The sequence below is a fragment of the Ectothiorhodospira sp. PHS-1 genome (genome assembly GCF_000225005.1).
Taxonomy (GTDB): Bacteria; Pseudomonadota; Gammaproteobacteria; order Ectothiorhodospirales; family Ectothiorhodospiraceae; genus Ectothiorhodospira.
This window is the reverse complement of record NZ_AGBG01000043.1, coordinates 1-15,634: the sequence shown is the minus strand read 5'-3', so window position 1 is coordinate 15,634 and position 15,634 is coordinate 1. Positions and strand designations below refer to the sequence as shown.

The 15,634-nt window shown below is 62.1% G+C and carries 11 protein-coding genes, 1 tRNA gene and 1 pseudogene; all 13 read left to right on the top strand.

Annotated elements, in window-relative coordinates:
- Window positions 1-205: pseudogene (gene tuf, locus ECTPHS_RS12915) on the top strand (elongation factor Tu); the annotation flags it as partial.
- A 133-nt stretch (window positions 206-338) separates the two neighbouring features.
- Window positions 339-414 (top strand) — tRNA-Trp (locus tag ECTPHS_RS12910).
- A gap of 45 nt (window positions 415-459) precedes the next feature.
- On the top strand, window positions 460-828 hold the full coding sequence (secE, locus tag ECTPHS_RS12905) for a preprotein translocase subunit SecE (protein ID WP_008933200.1): 369 nt from the start codon (window positions 460-462) through the stop codon (window positions 826-828).
- 17 nt (window positions 829-845) lie between these two features.
- Window positions 846-1,379 carry a transcription termination/antitermination protein NusG gene (gene nusG / locus ECTPHS_RS12900; RefSeq protein WP_008933199.1) on the top strand — a complete coding sequence of 178 codons (534 nt, stop codon included), beginning with the start codon at window positions 846-848 and terminating at the stop codon, window positions 1,377-1,379.
- A gap of 108 nt (window positions 1,380-1,487) precedes the next feature.
- Complete coding sequence (gene rplK, locus ECTPHS_RS12895; RefSeq protein WP_008933198.1) at window positions 1,488-1,919, top strand: 50S ribosomal protein L11; 432 nt, start codon at window positions 1,488-1,490, stop codon at window positions 1,917-1,919.
- A gap of 1 nt (window position 1,920) precedes the next feature.
- On the top strand, window positions 1,921-2,616 hold the full coding sequence (gene rplA, locus ECTPHS_RS12890) for a 50S ribosomal protein L1 (RefSeq protein ID WP_008933197.1): 696 nt from the start codon (window positions 1,921-1,923) through the stop codon (window positions 2,614-2,616).
- 282 nt (window positions 2,617-2,898) lie between these two features.
- Window positions 2,899-3,423, top strand: a complete 525-nt coding sequence (rplJ, locus tag ECTPHS_RS12885) for a 50S ribosomal protein L10 (protein WP_210386931.1) — start codon at window positions 2,899-2,901, stop codon at window positions 3,421-3,423.
- A gap of 48 nt (window positions 3,424-3,471) precedes the next feature.
- On the top strand, window positions 3,472-3,849 hold the full coding sequence (gene rplL / locus ECTPHS_RS12880) for a 50S ribosomal protein L7/L12 (protein WP_008933195.1): 378 nt from the start codon (window positions 3,472-3,474) through the stop codon (window positions 3,847-3,849).
- A gap of 141 nt (window positions 3,850-3,990) precedes the next feature.
- Window positions 3,991-8,073: a DNA-directed RNA polymerase subunit beta gene (gene rpoB / locus ECTPHS_RS12875; protein WP_008933194.1), complete on the top strand. Its 4,083-nt coding sequence runs from the start codon at window positions 3,991-3,993 to the stop codon at window positions 8,071-8,073.
- Window positions 8,074-8,160: 87 nt separating this feature from the next.
- Window positions 8,161-12,387 (top strand): DNA-directed RNA polymerase subunit beta', encoded by a 4,227-nt coding sequence (gene rpoC, locus ECTPHS_RS12870; protein WP_008933193.1) that lies wholly within the window; start codon window positions 8,161-8,163, stop codon window positions 12,385-12,387.
- A 132-nt stretch (window positions 12,388-12,519) separates the two neighbouring features.
- Window positions 12,520-12,897, top strand: a complete 378-nt coding sequence (gene rpsL, locus ECTPHS_RS12865) for a 30S ribosomal protein S12 (protein WP_008933192.1) — start codon at window positions 12,520-12,522, stop codon at window positions 12,895-12,897.
- A gap of 20 nt (window positions 12,898-12,917) precedes the next feature.
- Window positions 12,918-13,385, top strand: coding sequence for a 30S ribosomal protein S7 (gene rpsG / locus ECTPHS_RS12860; RefSeq protein ID WP_008933191.1), 468 nt, complete (start codon window positions 12,918-12,920; stop codon window positions 13,383-13,385).
- A 42-nt stretch (window positions 13,386-13,427) separates the two neighbouring features.
- Entirely contained in the window at window positions 13,428-15,527 is a 2,100-nt protein-coding gene (gene fusA, locus ECTPHS_RS12855; protein WP_008933190.1) for an elongation factor G, read from the top strand.
- Window positions 15,528-15,634 lie beyond the last annotated feature (107 nt).

Genomic DNA, 15,634 nt, shown 5'->3' with positions numbered 1-15,634 from the left:
CCGTCCGCAGTTCTACTTCCGTACCACGGACGTGACCGGTTCCTGCGATCTGCCGGAAGGCATCGAGATGGTGATGCCGGGTGACAACGTGAAGATGACCGTATCCCTGATCGCGCCGATCGCGATGGAAGACGGTCTGCGCTTCGCGATCCGTGAAGGTGGCCGTACCGTCGGTGCCGGCGTCGTTTCCAAGATCATCGAGTAAGCAGTAAGAAGTACTGGCGGAATCATCCGCCGAGGCGATACAATCGTCCGGCTGCATCGGCTTGAGTCCGGCGCCCTCCCAAAGTGGGCGCCGGGTTTGAATCGAAAGGCGATTCGCTTGTATCGGTTGTTACAGGCCAGTAGCTCAATTGGCAGAGCAGCGGTCTCCAAAACCGCAGGTTGGGGGTTCGAGTCCCTCCTGGCCTGCCATCTCTCGCAGGCAGTTGCGATTGCAACCGGGTCAAGTTCTATCCCATGGCAGGTAAAGCGGAAGTAGAAGGTGCCGGTTTCGACACCGTCAAGCTACTGGTAGCCGTTGGGCTGCTGGTGGCGGGCGTCATCGGCTTTTATTGGTTCTCGGACGGGTCGACGCTCTTCCGCGTTCTGGGCCTGCTGGCAATCAGCGGGGTGGCGGTGGGTATCGTATTTACCACTGCCAAGGGTCGGGCGCTGGCGGGATTCCTTCAGGAATCACGCACGGAAGTGCGCAAGATGGTCTGGCCCACCCGGGTCGAGACACTGCAGACTTCTCTGGTCGTCCTGGCTGTGACTATTCTCGTGGCGATCATGCTGTGGCTGATCGATATGCTGCTGGGGTGGTCAATTCGCGAATTCATCCGCTGAGCAATTAGGAAGTCAAGATGGCCCTGCGTTGGTATGTCGTGCATGCATATTCCGGTTTCGAGAATCAGGTGAAGCGCTCCCTCAAGGAGCGCGTTGCCCGTTTCGACATGCAGGACAAGTTCGGGGACATCCTCGTGCCCACCGAGGAAGTGGTGGAGATGCGCGACGGACAAAAGCGCAAGAGCGAGCGCAAGTTCTTCCCCGGTTATGTCCTGGTCCAGATGGAGATGGACGAAGACACCTGGCACCTCGTGAAGAGCGTGCCCAAGGTGCTGGGTTTCATCGGCGCCAATGCCGATCGTCCCACGCCCATTTCTGACAAGGAAGTCGATGTTATTCTGCAGCGCATGCAGGAAGGCGCGGAAAAACCGCGTCCCAAGGTCTTGTTCGAGCCCGGAGAAGTGGTCCGGGTGACCGATGGTCCCTTCAACGATTTCAATGCCGTCGTCGAAGAGGTCAACTACGACAAGAACCGCCTGCTGGTGGCTGTACAGATTTTTGGCCGCTCCACGCCCGTGGAGCTGGAGTTTCATCAGGTCGAGAAGGTATAGATCTGCTGGAATGACCGAATTGCGGCAGGACCTGGGGAGCCCCGGGTCCTGCCGCTTTTCCTCAGGGGAGCCGAAAGGCGCTAGCACCCACACTCAGGAGTTCATGTCATGGCTAAGAAGATCGAAGCTTACATCAAGCTTCAGGTGGCCGCCGGTAAGGCCAACCCCAGTCCCCCCGTCGGCCCTGCACTGGGTCAGCGTGGTGTGAACATCATGGAATTCTGTAAGGCCTTCAATGCCCAGACCCAGAGTCTGGAGCCGGGTCTGCCGATTCCTGTGGTGATCACCGTCTATTCCGACCGTTCCTTCACCTTTATCACCAAGACCCCGCCGGCTTCCGTGCTGCTGCGCAAGGCCGCCGGTGTGCCCAAGGGTTCCGCTACCCCCAACATCGTCAAGGTGGGCAAGGTGACCCGTGAGCAGGTGGAAGAAGTGGCCCGTACCAAGATGCCTGACCTGACCGCCGCGGATCTGGACGCCGCCGTGCGTTCCATCGCCGGCAGTGCGCGCAGTATGGGTCTTGACGTGGAGGGCGTGTGAGATGGCAAAGCTGAGCAAGCGCATGCGGGCGATCCGCGAGAAGGTCGAGCCGGGCAAGATGTATCCGGTGTCCGAAGCCCTTCAACTGCTGAAGGACACGGCTTCCGCCAAGTTCAGTGAGTCTGTGGACGTGGCCGTGAACCTGGGTGTGGACCCGCGTAAGTCTGACCAGGTGGTGCGTGGTTCCACCGTGCTGCCCAACGGCACCGGCAAGACCGTGCGCGTGGCCGTGTTCACCCAGGGTGCCAATGCCGACGCCGCCCGTGAAGCGGGTGCCGATATCGTCGGCATGGATGATCTGGCCGCCGAGGTGAAGGCCGGCAATCTGAATTTCGACGTGGTGATCGCCAGCCCCGACGCCATGCGCGTGGTGGGCCAGCTGGGTCAGATCCTGGGTCCCCGCGGCCTGATGCCGAACCCCAAGGTGGGCACGGTGGCTGCCGACGTGGCCGGCGCGGTGAGAAATGCCAAGGCCGGTCAGGTGCGTTACCGCACCGACAAGGGCGGCATCATCCACTGCACCATCGGCAACGTGAGCTTTGAGCCCAAGGCGCTGGAAGAGAACCTGATGGCGCTGCTGGGCGACCTGATGAAGGCCAAGCCGGCTGCCGCCAAGGGTGTGTACATGAAGCGGGTGACCGTTTCCACCACCATGGGCCCCGGCGTGCCGGTGGATCAGGGTTCGCTGGCGCTGTAATGGCTTCAAGTCCTTCTCCCCCCGCGGGGGGGAAGGGCGTTTAAATGTTTAAGTTTGGGTGGGACTGCCGGCGCAAGCCGGTATCCGTCCAAGACCGCAGGCGTCCCGGTTGCCGGGACTTAATGGAAGTTTCAGGTCCGCCTGCGCAGACGGTGTCTCCCGATTCAGGTTCTTCCTGCTGAGGGTACGCCGTAAAGGTAGTCGGAGGCCCGGCCTCCGGCTTTATCACTCAGCGTCATCGGCGCATGCCCTTGACGTCAAACAGGAGGTATATCCGTGGCACTGAATCTCGAAGACAAGAAGGCGATTGTCTCTGAGGTCGCTGCGGTGGCCGCCAGTGCTTATTCAGCCGTTGCGGCTGAATATCGCGGGCTCTCCGTGGGCGAGATGACCGAACTGCGCAAGAAAGCGCGTGAGTCCGGCGTCTACCTGCGGGTGGTGAAGAATTCCCTCGCCCGTCGTGCGGTCGAGGGGACCGATTTCCAGTGCATGCAGGAAGGTATGGTCGGACCCTTGGTCCTGGCCTTCTCCCAGGAAGATCCGGGTGCTGCTGCAAGACTGGTCAAGGACTTTTCCAAGAGCCACGCGAAGCTGGAGTGCAAGATGGTGTCCGTGGGTGGACAGCTGCTGGGCCCGGGCGACCTGGATCGTCTGGCCAGCATGCCGACCCGCGACCAGGCCATCAGCCTGCTCATGGCTGTCATGAAGGCGCCGCTCGACAAGTTCGCGCGCACCCTCAACGAAGTCCCGGGCAAGTTCGTTCGCACTGTGGCCGCTATTCGCGACCAGAAACAGGCTGCTGCCTGAGCATATTTTTGAACCGAATCGGGTATCACACCCTCTTAGGAGTTAACCATGGCTGTTTCGAAAGAAGAAATCCTGGAAACCATTTCCAACATGACCGTTCTGGAAATCGTTGATCTGATTTCCGCGATGGAAGAGAAGTTCGGCGTGAGCGCTGCCGCTGCCGTGGCTGCCGCCCCCGTCGCCGCCGCCGGTGGCGAAGCCGCTGCTGAAGTCAAGGACGAGTTCGATGTCGTCATGACCAGCTTCGGCGCCAACAAGGTCAACGTGATCAAGGTCATCCGCGGTCTGACCGGTCTGGGTCTGAAGGAAGCCAAGGACATGGTCGAATCCGCTCCCGCCACCGTGAAGGAAGGCGTGAACAAGGATGAAGCCGAGAAGATCAAGAAGGAACTGGAAGAAGCCGGCGCCAGCGTCGAACTCAAGTAAGGCGTTGGTCTGGTCTTTGTTTCGCGACCTGGTCGCGTGACACCCGGGGGCTGGCGGTGATGCACCGCCGGCCTCTTGCTGCTTGCTCCACTTCACCCCGCACACAAGGGTGGCGTGTCGATTCTAGTGTGAGGAATCACAATGGCTTATAGCTACACCGAGAAGAAGCGCATCCGCAAGGATTTCGGCAAACGGCCCCAGATCCTCGATGTCCCCTATCTGCTGGCCACGCAGATTGATTCCTACCGTCAGTTCCTGCAGATGAGCGAGCCCCGTCAGGGCCGCGACGAGATAGGTCTGCACGCCGCCTTCAAGTCGGTGTTCCCGATCGTGAGCTATTCCGGGTCCGTGGAACTGGAATACGTCAGCTACCGCTTGGGTGATCCCGTATTTGATGTGAAGGAATGCCAGCTGCGGGGGATGACCTACGCCGCTCCGCTGCGTGTGCTGCTGCGCCTGGTGATCTACGACAAGGAAGCCCCGGCGGGCTCCCGTGTGGTCAAGGACATCAAGGAGCAGGAAGTCTACATGGGCGAACTGCCGCTCATGACCGAGAACGGTACCTTTGTGATCAATGGTACCGAGCGCGTGATCGTGTCCCAGCTGCACCGGTCCCCCGGCGTGTTCTTCGACCACGACAAGGGCAAGACCCACAGTTCCGGCAAACTCCTGTTCAATGCCCGCGTGATTCCCTACCGCGGCTCCTGGCTGGACTTCGAGTTTGATCCCAAGGACGCCATCTTTGTGCGTATCGACCGTCGCCGCAAGCTGCCCGCGACGGTGCTGCTCCGTGCCCTGGGCATGGAGGAAGAAGACATCCTGGAAACCTTCTTCGAGACCCATACGGTCAAGATCCTCAAGGAAGGTTTCGAGATGGAACTGGTCCCGGAGCGCCTGCGTGGCGAGACGGCGGCCTTTGACATCTATGTGGGCGACCAGTTGCTGGTGGAATCCGGCCGTCGCATCACTGCCCGCCACGTGCGCCAGATGGAGCAGGCCGAGCTGAAGTCCCTGGAAGTGCCGGCCGAGTTCCTGGTGGGCAAGATCCTGGCCCATACCATCGTCGACGAGGACAGCGGCGAGCTGGTGGCCAATGCCAACGACGAGCTCACGCCCGACATGCTGGAGAAGATCCGTCGTTCCGGCACCAAGACCTTCCGTACCCTCTACACCAACGATCTGGATCACGGTCCCTATATCTCCAGCACCCTGCGCATTGACACCACGCGTTCCCAGCTGGAGGCGCAGGTGGAGATCTACCGGATGATGCGTCCGGGTGAGCCGCCGACCAAGGATGCCGCCGAGAATCTGTTCCAGAGCCTGTTCTTCAGCGAAGACCGGTACGATCTTTCCGCCGTGGGTCGCATGAAGTTCAACCGCCGCGTCGGCCGCGAGGAAGAAATCGGCCCCGGCGTGCTGGACAACAACGACATCCTGGACGTGATCAAGGTCCTGATCGACATCCGTAACGGCAACGGCCATGTGGACGACATCGACCACCTGGGCAACCGTCGCGTGCGTAGCGTGGGCGAGATGGCGGAGAACGTCTTCCGCGTCGGCCTGGTGCGCGTGGAGCGGGCCGTGAAGGAACGCCTGAGCGTGGCCGAGAGCGAAGGTCTGATGCCCCAGGAACTGATCAACGCCAAGCCGGTGGCGGCGGCGGTGAAGGAATTCTTCGGCTCCAGCCAGCTCTCCCAGTTCATGGACCAGAACAACCCGCTGTCGGAGGTCACCCACAAGCGGCGTATCTCCGCCCTGGGTCCCGGCGGTCTGACCCGCGAGCGGGCGGGCTTCGAAGTCCGTGACGTGCATCCCACCCACTATGGTCGCGTCTGCCCCATCGAGACCCCGGAAGGTCCGAACATCGGTCTGATCAACTCTCTGGCCGTGTACGCCCGCACCAACCGCTACGGCTTTTTGGAAACCCCGTACCGCCGGGTGGTGGACGGCAAGGTGACCGAGGAGATCCTGTATCTGTCGGCCATCGAGGAAGGCAACTACGTCATCGCCCAGGCGAACGCCACCCTGGACGAGTCCGGCAGCCTGGTGGACGAACTGGTGTCCTGCCGGTTCCAGAACGAGTTCACCATGTCCACCCCGGACAAGATCCAGTGCATGGACATCTCGCCCAAGCAGATCGTCTCCGTGGCGGCGGCGCTGATTCCGTTCCTGGAGCATGACGACGCCAACCGCGCCCTCATGGGTTCCAACATGCAGCGTCAGGCGGTGCCCTGTCTGCGTGCCGAGACCCCGGTGGTGGGCACCGGCATCGAGCGTACCGTGGCCATCGACTCCGGTTCTTCCATCGTGGCCCGTCGCGGCGGGGTGGTGGACTCCGTGGACGCGGCCCGCGTGGTGGTGCGCGTCAACGACGACGAGACCGAAGCCGGTGAACCCGGTGTGGACATCTACAACTTCATCAAGTACACCCGTTCCAACCAGAACACCTGCATCAACCAGCGTCCGCTGGTCCGTGTCGGTGACGTCATCGCCCGCGGCGACGTCATCGCCGACGGTTCCTCGACGGATCTGGGCGAACTGGCCCTGGGCCAGAACATGCTGGTGGCCTTCATGCCCTGGAATGGCTACAACTTCGAGGATTCCATCCTCATCTCCGAGCGGGTGGTGCAGGAAGACCGCTTTACCTCGATCCATATCGAGGAACTCACCTGCGTGGCCCGGGACACCAAGCTGGGGCCGGAGGAGATCAGTGCCGACATCCCCAACGTGTCCGAGGGTCTGCTGTCCAAGCTGGATGAGTCGGGCATCGTCTACGTGGGTGCGGAGGTGAAGCCGGGTGACATCCTGGTAGGCAAGGTCACGCCCAAGGGCGAGACCCAGCTGACCCCGGAAGAGAAGCTGCTGCGCGCCATCTTCGGCGAGAAGGCCTCGGACGTGAAAGACACCAGCCTGCGTGTCTCTTCCGGCATCGAGGGCACCGTGATCGACGTGCGCGTCTTCACCCGCGACGGCGTGGAGAAGGACAAGCGTGCCCTGCAGATCGAGGAAATGGCCCTGGAATCCGTCCGCAAGGATCTCAAGGACCAGCTGCGCATCTACGAGGACGACATCTACGACCGCGTGGAGAAGCTGCTCTCCGGCAAGCTGGCGGCCGGTGGCCCCGGCGGCCTGAAGGATGGCGCCAAGGTGACCCGCACCTATCTGAGCGAACTGCCTCGCGAGAAGTGGTTCGAGATCCGCATGCGCAGCGAGGAAGTCAACGAACAGCTGGAACTGATGCAGGATCAGCTCAAGCTGCAGCATGACGCCTTCGAGAAGCGCTTCAAGGAGCAGAAGGCCAAGCTCACCGCCGGTGACGATCTGGCCCCGGGCGTGCTGAAGATGGTCAAGGTCTACCTGGCCGTGAAGCGTCGCATGCAGCCCGGTGACAAGATGGCCGGCCGCCACGGTAACAAGGGTGTGGTGTCCATGATCGTGCCGATGGAAGACATGCCTTACCTGGATGACGGCACTCCGGTGGATATCGTGCTCAACCCCCTGGGCGTGCCGTCGCGCATGAACGTGGGGCAGGTGCTGGAGACCCACCTGGGGTGGGCCGCCAAGGGCCTGGGCCAGAAGATCGGTCGCATGATCGAAGCCAAGGCCCGGGTGGACGAGCTGCGCCAGTTCCTGGATCAGGTCTACAACCATGATCCCAAGAACATCAAGGAAGACCTGTCCCAGCTCACCGACGAGGAAGTCATTGAGCTGGCCAAACGCCTGCGTCGCGGCGTGCCCATGGCCACGCCGGTGTTCGACGGTGCCGAAGAGCATGAGATCAAGCACATGCTCAAGCTGGCGGATCTGCCGGAAACCGGTCAGACCACCCTGTTCGACGGCCGTACCGGCGATTCTTTCGATCGTCCGGTCACCGTGGGCTACATGCACATGCTGAAGCTGAACCACCTGGTGGACGACAAGATGCACGCCCGTTCCACCGGTCCGTACAGCCTGGTCACCCAGCAGCCGCTGGGCGGCAAGGCCCAGTTCGGCGGCCAGCGCTTCGGGGAGATGGAAGTCTGGGCCCTGGAGGCCTACGGCGCCGCCTATACACTGCAGGAAATGTTGACCGTGAAGTCGGATGACGTACAGGGCCGCAACAAGATGTACAAGAACATCGTCGACGGCGATCACCGGATGGAAGCGAATATTCCCGAGTCCTTCAACGTACTCATGAAGGAAATCCGTTCGCTGGCCATCAATATCGAACTGGAGCAGGACTGAGCCAGGACCACATGACGGGGGCGGACCTTCCGTCCGCCCCGTCGGGCAATCAGGACGTGTCCGCTCCGACTCAATCGAGGTGAATCGATGAAAGATCTTCTCAATCTACTCAAGCAGCAAGGCCAGGTGGAAGAATTTGATGCCATCCGGATCGCGCTGGCGTCCCCTGAAATGATCCGGTCCTGGTCATTCGGCGAGGTCAAGAAGCCGGAAACCATCAACTACCGTACCTTCAAGCCGGAACGGGATGGCCTGTTCTGCGCCAAGATTTTCGGCCCCATCAAGGACTACGAGTGCCTGTGCGGCAAGTACAAGCGCCTCAAGCACCGCGGTGTGGTGTGTGAAAAGTGCGGCGTGGAAGTGACCCAGACCAAGGTGCGCCGCGAGCGCATGGGGCATATCGAGCTGGCCAGCCCGGTGGCCCACATCTGGTTCCTCAAGAGCCTGCCGTCCCGCATCGGCCTGCTGCTGGACATGACCCTGCGCGACATCGAGCGGGTGCTGTATTTTGAAGCCTTCGTGGTGGTGGATCCGGGCATGACCACCCTGGAGCGAGGCCAGCTGCTGAGCGACGAGCAGTACCTGGACGCCATCGAGGAGCATGGCGACGAGTTCGACGCCCGCATGGGCGCCGAGGCCGTGTTCGAGCTGCTGCGTTCCATCGATCTGCAGCAGGAGGCCAACCGCCTGCGCACGGAAGTGCGCGAGACCAGTTCCGACACCAAGATCAAGCGTCTGGCCAAGCGCCTGAAGCTGATCGAGTCCTTCCTGGAGTCCGGCAACAAGCCCGAGTGGATGATCCTCACGGTGCTGCCGGTGCTGCCGCCGGACCTGCGTCCCCTGGTGCCCCTGGATGGCGGTCGCTTCGCCACCTCCGACCTGAACGATCTGTATCGCCGGGTCATCAACCGCAACAACCGTCTCAAGCGCCTGCTGGAGCTCAACGCCCCGGACATCATCGTGCGCAACGAAAAGCGCATGCTGCAGGAGGCGGTGGATGCCCTGCTGGACAACGGCCGTCGCGGCCGTGCCATCACCGGCACCAACAAGCGCCCGCTCAAGTCCCTGGCCGACATGATCAAGGGCAAGCAGGGGCGCTTCCGTCAGAACCTGCTGGGCAAGCGCGTGGACTACTCCGGTCGCTCCGTGATCGTGGTGGGTCCGACCCTGCGCCTGCACCAGTGCGGTCTGCCCAAGAAGATGGCCCTGGAACTGTTCAAGCCCTTCATCTTCGGCAAGCTGCATCGCCGCGGCCTGGCCACCACCATCAAGGCGGCCAAGAAGCTGGTGGAAAGGGAAGGGCCGGAGGTCTGGGATATCCTCGAAGAGGTGATCCGCGAGCATCCGGTGATGCTCAACCGGGCGCCGACCCTGCACCGTCTGGGCATCCAGGCCTTTGAGCCGGTGCTCATCGAAGGTAAGGCCATTCAGCTGCATCCGTTGGTCTGTGCCGCGTTCAACGCGGACTTCGACGGTGACCAGATGGCGGTGCACGTGCCCCTGTCCCTGGAGGCGCAGCTGGAAGCCCGCGCCCTGATGATGTCCACCAACAACATCCTGTCCCCGGCCAACGGCGAGCCCATCATCGTGCCGTCCCAGGACATCGTGCTGGGTCTGTACTACATGTCCCGCGACCGCATCAATGCCAAGGGCGAGGGCATGATGTTCAGTGACGTGGACGAGGTGCACCGCGCCTACGAGAACGGCGTGGTGGAACTGCACGCCCGCGTGCAGGTGCGTATCCGCGAAGTGGTGGTGAGCGAGGACGGCGAGCATTCGGAAACCCTGACCCGCTATCAGACCACCGTGGGTCGCGCCCTGCTGTCCCGCATCCTGCCCCCCGGCCTGCCGTTCGAGATCGTCAACCGCGATCTGACCAAGAAGGCCATCTCCGGGCTGATCAACCACTGCTATCGTCGGGTGGGTCTGAAGGAGACGGTGATCTTCGCCGACCAGCTGATGTACACCGGCTTCAAGTACTCCACCCGGGGCGGTGTCTCCTTCGGTATCAACGACATGGTGATCCCGGACGAGAAGCTGGGCATCCTGGCGGCGGCCGAGACCCAGGTGAAGGACATCGAGGAGCAGTATTCCTCGGGTCTGGTGACCAAGGGCGAGCGCTACAACAAGGTGGTGGACATCTGGTCCCATACCAATGACCAGGTGGCCAAGGCCATGATGGAGAAGCTGGGCAAGGACGAGGTGGAGGACGCCGAAGGCAATCTCGTCAAGCAGCCTTCCTTCAACTCCATCTTCATGATGGCCGACTCCGGTGCCCGTGGTTCCGCCGCCCAGATCCGTCAGCTGGCGGGGATGCGCGGCCTGATGGCCAAGCCGGACGGCTCCATCATCGAGACCCCCATCACGGCGAACTTCCGTGAAGGTCTGAACGTGTTGCAGTACTTCATCTCCACCCACGGCGCCCGTAAGGGTCTGGCGGATACGGCGCTCAAGACCGCCAACTCCGGTTATCTGACCCGGCGTCTGGTGGACGTGGCCCAGGACCTGGTGGTGACCGAGCAGGATTGCGGTACCGACCAGGGCATCGTCATGAAGCCGATCATCGAAGGCGGCGACGTGGTGGAGCCGCTGCGTGAGCGGGTGTTGGGGCGCGTGCTGGCCGAGGACGTGTTGTCCCTGAGCGGCGACCTGATCATGCCCCGCGGCACCCTGCTGGACGAGGACTCCGTGGATGCCATGGAAGCCGCCGGCGTGGACGAGGTGGTGGTGCGTTCCGCCATCACCTGCCAGACCCGTCACGGCATCTGCGCCAAGTGCTACGGCCGCGATCTGGCCCGTGGTCACCGGGTGAACATCGGCGAGGCGGTGGGCGTCATCGCCGCCCAGTCCATCGGTGAGCCGGGTACCCAGCTGACCATGCGTACTTTCCATATCGGGGGTGCCGCCAGCCGTACCGCGGCCGCCAGCAGCATTTCCGTGAAGGGCAAGGGCTCCATCCGTCTGCACAACATCAAGACGGTGACCAACAAGCACGGCAACCTGGTGGCGGTGTCCCGTTCCGGTGAAATCGGCGTCATCGACGAAGCCGGTCGCGAGCGCGAGCGCTACAAGCTGCCCTATGGCGCGGTCATCCTGGTGGCCGACGGCGAGGCGGTGGAAGCCGGCAAGGAAGTGGCGACCTGGGACCCGCATACCCACCCGATCATCACCGAGGTGGCCGGTACCATCCGCATGCAGGACTTCCTTGATGGCGTGACGGTGAACAAGCAGGTGGACGACATCACCGGCCTGACTTCCACCGTGGTCATCGATCCCAAGTCCCGCGGCTCCCAGGGCAAGGACCTGCGCCCCATGGTGAAGCTGGTGGGTCCCAATGGTCAGGACCTGTGCCTGGCGGGCACCGAGATTCCGGCCAACTACGTGCTGCAGAGCGGCGCCATCGTGAACCTGGAAGACGGGGCCACGGTGGAGGTGGGTGACGTTATCGCCCGTATCCCGCAGGAGTCTTCCAAGACCCGTGACATCACCGGTGGTCTGCCCCGGGTGGCCGACCTGTTCGAGGCCAGAAAGCCGAAGGAGCCCGCCATCCTGGCGGAGCGTTCCGGTACGGTCAGCTTCGGCAAGGACACCAAGGGCAAGCAGCGTCTGATCATCACCGATGACAAGAGCGGCGAGACCCATGAGGAGCTGATTCCCAAGTGGCGTCAGGTGAATGTGTTCGAAGGTGAGCACGTGGAGCGCGGGGAAGTGATCGCCGACGGCGAACCCAACCCCCATGACATCCTGCGCCTGCTGGGCGTCACCGCCCTGGCTGAATACATGGTCAAGGAGATCCAGGACGTTTATCGTCTGCAGGGCGTGAAGATCAACGACAAGCACATCGAGGTGATCATTCGCCAGATGCTGCGCAAGGTGGAAATCACCTATCCGGGAGACAGCCGCTTCCTCAACGGGGAGCAGGTGGATCGTGCCCGGGTGGTGGAAGAGATGGACATGCTGGGACCGGACAAGCAGCATCCCCTGTATGATCGGGTGCTGCTGGGCATCACCAAGGCCTCGCTGGTCACGGAATCCTTCATCTCAGCGGCTTCCTTCCAGGAAACCACGAGGGTGCTCACCGAGTCCGCCGTGCGCGGTGCCCGGGACGACCTGCGCGGCCTGAAGGAGAACGTGATTGTGGGTCGCCTGATCCCGGCGGGTTCCGGGCTGGCGTACCACAAGGAGCGCCGTCGTCGCCGTCACAGCGAGGGGCTGACCCTGGCCGTGCCGGAAGCGGCGCCTGCTCCGTCCCAGGCCCCGGTGACCCCCGAATCCAATGGGGATTCGGACAGCGCCGCGGCTGCCGAGGAATGATGCAGCAGTCTTTTGGTGGTGAGAGGGCCCGTCATGTCTTGACACTGACGGGTCCTCTGCCTAACATATCGCACCCTCGACAGGCCGGTAGGTCCGGCCTGTCGTTGTTTTTGGGCTAGGAGAAACGCTTTCATGGCAACAATTAACCAGTTAGTGCGCAAGCCGCGCAAGCGCCCGACGGAAAAGAGCAACGTGCCGGCCCTGGAGGCCTGCCCGCAGAAGCGTGGCGTGTGTACACGTGTCTATACCACCACGCCGAAGAAGCCGAACTCCGCGCTGCGTAAGGTCGCTCGTGTGCGCCTGACGAACGGTTACGAGGTCTCCAGCTACATCGGTGGTGAAGGTCACAACCTTCAGGAACACTCGGTGGTGCTCATTCGTGGTGGTCGTGTCAAGGATTTGCCGGGTGTGCGCTATCACACGGTCCGTGGCAGCCTGGATACCCAGGGTGTACAGAACCGTAAGCAGGCTCGCTCCAAGTACGGCGCCAAGCGTCCCAAGAAGGCCTAAGGGCTCGTTGAGATAAGACCATGTCCAGAAGATCTGAAGCTCCCAAGCGCACCATCCTTCCCGATCCCAAGTACGGGAGTGAGCTGCTCGCCAAATTCATCAATACCGTGATGCGCGACGGCAAGAAGTCCGTTGCGGAGCGCGTGCTGTACGGTGCCCTGACCCAGATTGAGTCGAAGAAGGGCGACGGTATCCAGGTGCTGGAGCAGGCCCTGGAAAACGTGCGTCCCCGCGTCGAGGTGAAGTCCCGTCGCGTGGGTGGTGCCACCTATCAGGTGCCCGTGGAAGTGCGCGCCGTGCGTCAGAACGCGCTGGCCATGCGCTGGATCGTGGATGCCTCCCGCAAGCGCGGCGAGAAGTCCATGGCCCTGAAGCTGGCTGGCGAGCTGATGGATGCCGCTGATAGCAAGGGTGCCGCCGTGAAGAAGCGTGAAGACACCCATCGCATGGCGGATGCCAACAAGGCCTTCTCGCATTACCGCTGGTAAGGCAACCCGCGGTCGGAAACAAGACTTTTCGAGGTAATTCAAGTGGCACGCAAAACACCCATCGAGCGCTACCGGAACATCGGTATCATGGCGCACATCGACGCCGGCAAGACGACCACGACGGAGCGTATCCTGTTCTATACCGGCGTCTCCCACAAGCTCGGTGAGGTGCATGACGGCGCTGCCACCATGGACTGGATGGAGCAGGAGCAGGAGCGCGGCATCACCATCACTTCCGCTGCGACCACCTGCTTCTGGTCCGGCATGGACAAGCAGTTCCCCGAGCACCGCATCAATATCATCGATACGCCCGGGCACGTGGACTTCACCATTGAGGTGGAGCGTTCCCTGCGCGTGCTGGACGGTGCCTGTGCCGTGTTCTGTGCCGTGGGCGGCGTGGAGCCCCAGTCCGAGACCGTGTGGCGTCAGGCCAACAAGTACCAGGTGCCGCGGATGGCGTTCGTCAACAAGATGGACCGCCCCGGTGCCAACTTCCTGCGCGTGATCGGTCAGATCCGCGACCGCCTGGCCGCCAATCCCGTGCCCATCGTGATGCCCATCGGCGCCGAGGACAGCTTCACCGGCGTGGTGGATCTGCTGACCATGAAGGCCATCTACTGGGATGACGCCTCTCAGGGCATGAGCTATGAGGCCAAGGATGTGCCGGCCGAGATGGTGGAGCTCTGTCAGGAATGGCGTGATCACATGGTGGAGGCTGCTGCCGAAGGCTCCGAGGAGCTGATGGAGAAGTACCTGGAAGGTGGCGAACTGACCATTGACGAAATCAAGCAGGGCCTGCGTGCCCGTACCCTGCGTAACGAAGTCATTCCCGCTTTGTGCGGTACCGCCTTCAAGAACAAGGGCGTGCAGCGCATGCTGGACGCGGTGATCGAGTTCATGCCGGCCCCCACCGACGTGCTGGCCATCAAGGGTATCCTGGATGACGCGGCCGAAAGCGAAGGCGTGCGTCATTCCACCGATGACGAGCCGTTTGCCGCGCTGGCATTCAAGATCGCCACTGACCCATTTGTCGGTACGCTGACCTTCTTCCGCGTCTACTCCGGCGTGGTGCAGTCCGGTGACAGTGTCTACAATCCGGTCAAGGGCAAGAAGGAGCGCATCGGCCGTATCGTGCAGATGCATGCCAACTCCCGCGAAGAGATCAAGGAAGTGCGCGCCGGCGACATCGCCGCTGCGGTGGGTCTGAAGGATGTCGGCACGGGTGATACCCTGTGCGACCTGAACGACATCATCACCCTGGAGCGCATGGAGTTCCCCGAGCCGGTGATCTCCGTGGCCGTGGAGCCCAAGACCAAGGGCGACCAGGAAAAGATGGGTGTGGCTCTGTCCAAACTGGCTCAGGAAGACCCTTCCTTCCAGGTGCGTACCGACGAGGAGTCCGGCCAGACCATCATCTCCGGCATGGGCGAACTGCACCTGGACATCATCGTCGACCGCATGCGTCGCGAGTTCAAGGTGGAGGCCAACGTGGGCAAGCCTCAGGTGGCTTACCGCGAAACCATCCGCAAGACGGTGGAGCAGGAAGGTAAGTTCGTGCGTCAGTCCGGTGGTCGTGGCCAGTACGGTCATGTCTGGCTGCGCATCGAGCCCCTGGAAGCGGGTACTGGCTATGAGTTTGTCAACGCCATTGTCGGCGGTGTGGTGCCCAAGGAATACATCCCGGCCGTGGATAAGGGTGTGCAGGAGCAGATCAAGAACGGTGTCATCGCCGGCTTCCCGGTGGTGGATGTGAAGGTCACCCTGTTCGACGGCTCCTACCACGACGTGGACTCCTCGGAAGCCGCGTTCAAGATCGCCGGTTCCATCGGCTTCAAGGAAGGCGCCGCCAAGGCGGGCGCCGTGCTGCTGGAGCCCATCATGAAGGTGGAAGTGGTGACGCCGGAAGAATACATGGGCGACGTGATGGGTGACCTGAACCGTCGTCGCGGTCTGGTGCAGGGTATGGACGATGCCCCGGCGGGCAAGATCGTTCGCGCCGAAGTGCCGCTGGCCGAGATGTTCGGTTACTCCACCGACCTGCGTTCCGCCACTCAGGGTCGCGCCGTGTACTCCATGGAATTCTCCAAGTATGCGGAAGCGCCGGCCAGCGTGGCTGAAGCGGTCATCAAGAAGTCGTCCTGAAGATCGGCCTGATCGGACGTCACCAGATTCGAATATTGAAGGGGTAATACAAGGTGTCGAAGGAAAAATTTGAGCGTAAGAAGCCGCACGTGAACGTGGGCACGATC

What these genes read in the sequence shown, in the direction of transcription:
- secE (WP_008933200.1), top strand. Translation starts at nt 460, where the DNA reads ATGGCAGGTAAAGCGGAAGTAGAAGGTGCCGGTTTCGACACCGTCAAG.
- nusG (WP_008933199.1), top strand. Translation starts at nt 846, where the DNA reads ATGGCCCTGCGTTGGTATGTCGTGCATGCATATTCCGGTTTCGAGAAT.
- rplK (WP_008933198.1), top strand. Translation starts at nt 1,488, where the DNA reads ATGGCTAAGAAGATCGAAGCTTACATCAAGCTTCAGGTGGCCGCCGGT.
- rplA (WP_008933197.1), top strand. Translation starts at nt 1,921, where the DNA reads ATGGCAAAGCTGAGCAAGCGCATGCGGGCGATCCGCGAGAAGGTCGAG.
- rplL (WP_008933195.1), top strand. Translation starts at nt 3,472, where the DNA reads ATGGCTGTTTCGAAAGAAGAAATCCTGGAAACCATTTCCAACATGACC.
- rpoB (WP_008933194.1), top strand. Translation starts at nt 3,991, where the DNA reads ATGGCTTATAGCTACACCGAGAAGAAGCGCATCCGCAAGGATTTCGGC.
- rpoC (WP_008933193.1), top strand. Translation starts at nt 8,161, where the DNA reads ATGAAAGATCTTCTCAATCTACTCAAGCAGCAAGGCCAGGTGGAAGAA.
- rpsL (WP_008933192.1), top strand. Translation starts at nt 12,520, where the DNA reads ATGGCAACAATTAACCAGTTAGTGCGCAAGCCGCGCAAGCGCCCGACG.
- rpsG (WP_008933191.1), top strand. Translation starts at nt 12,918, where the DNA reads ATGTCCAGAAGATCTGAAGCTCCCAAGCGCACCATCCTTCCCGATCCC.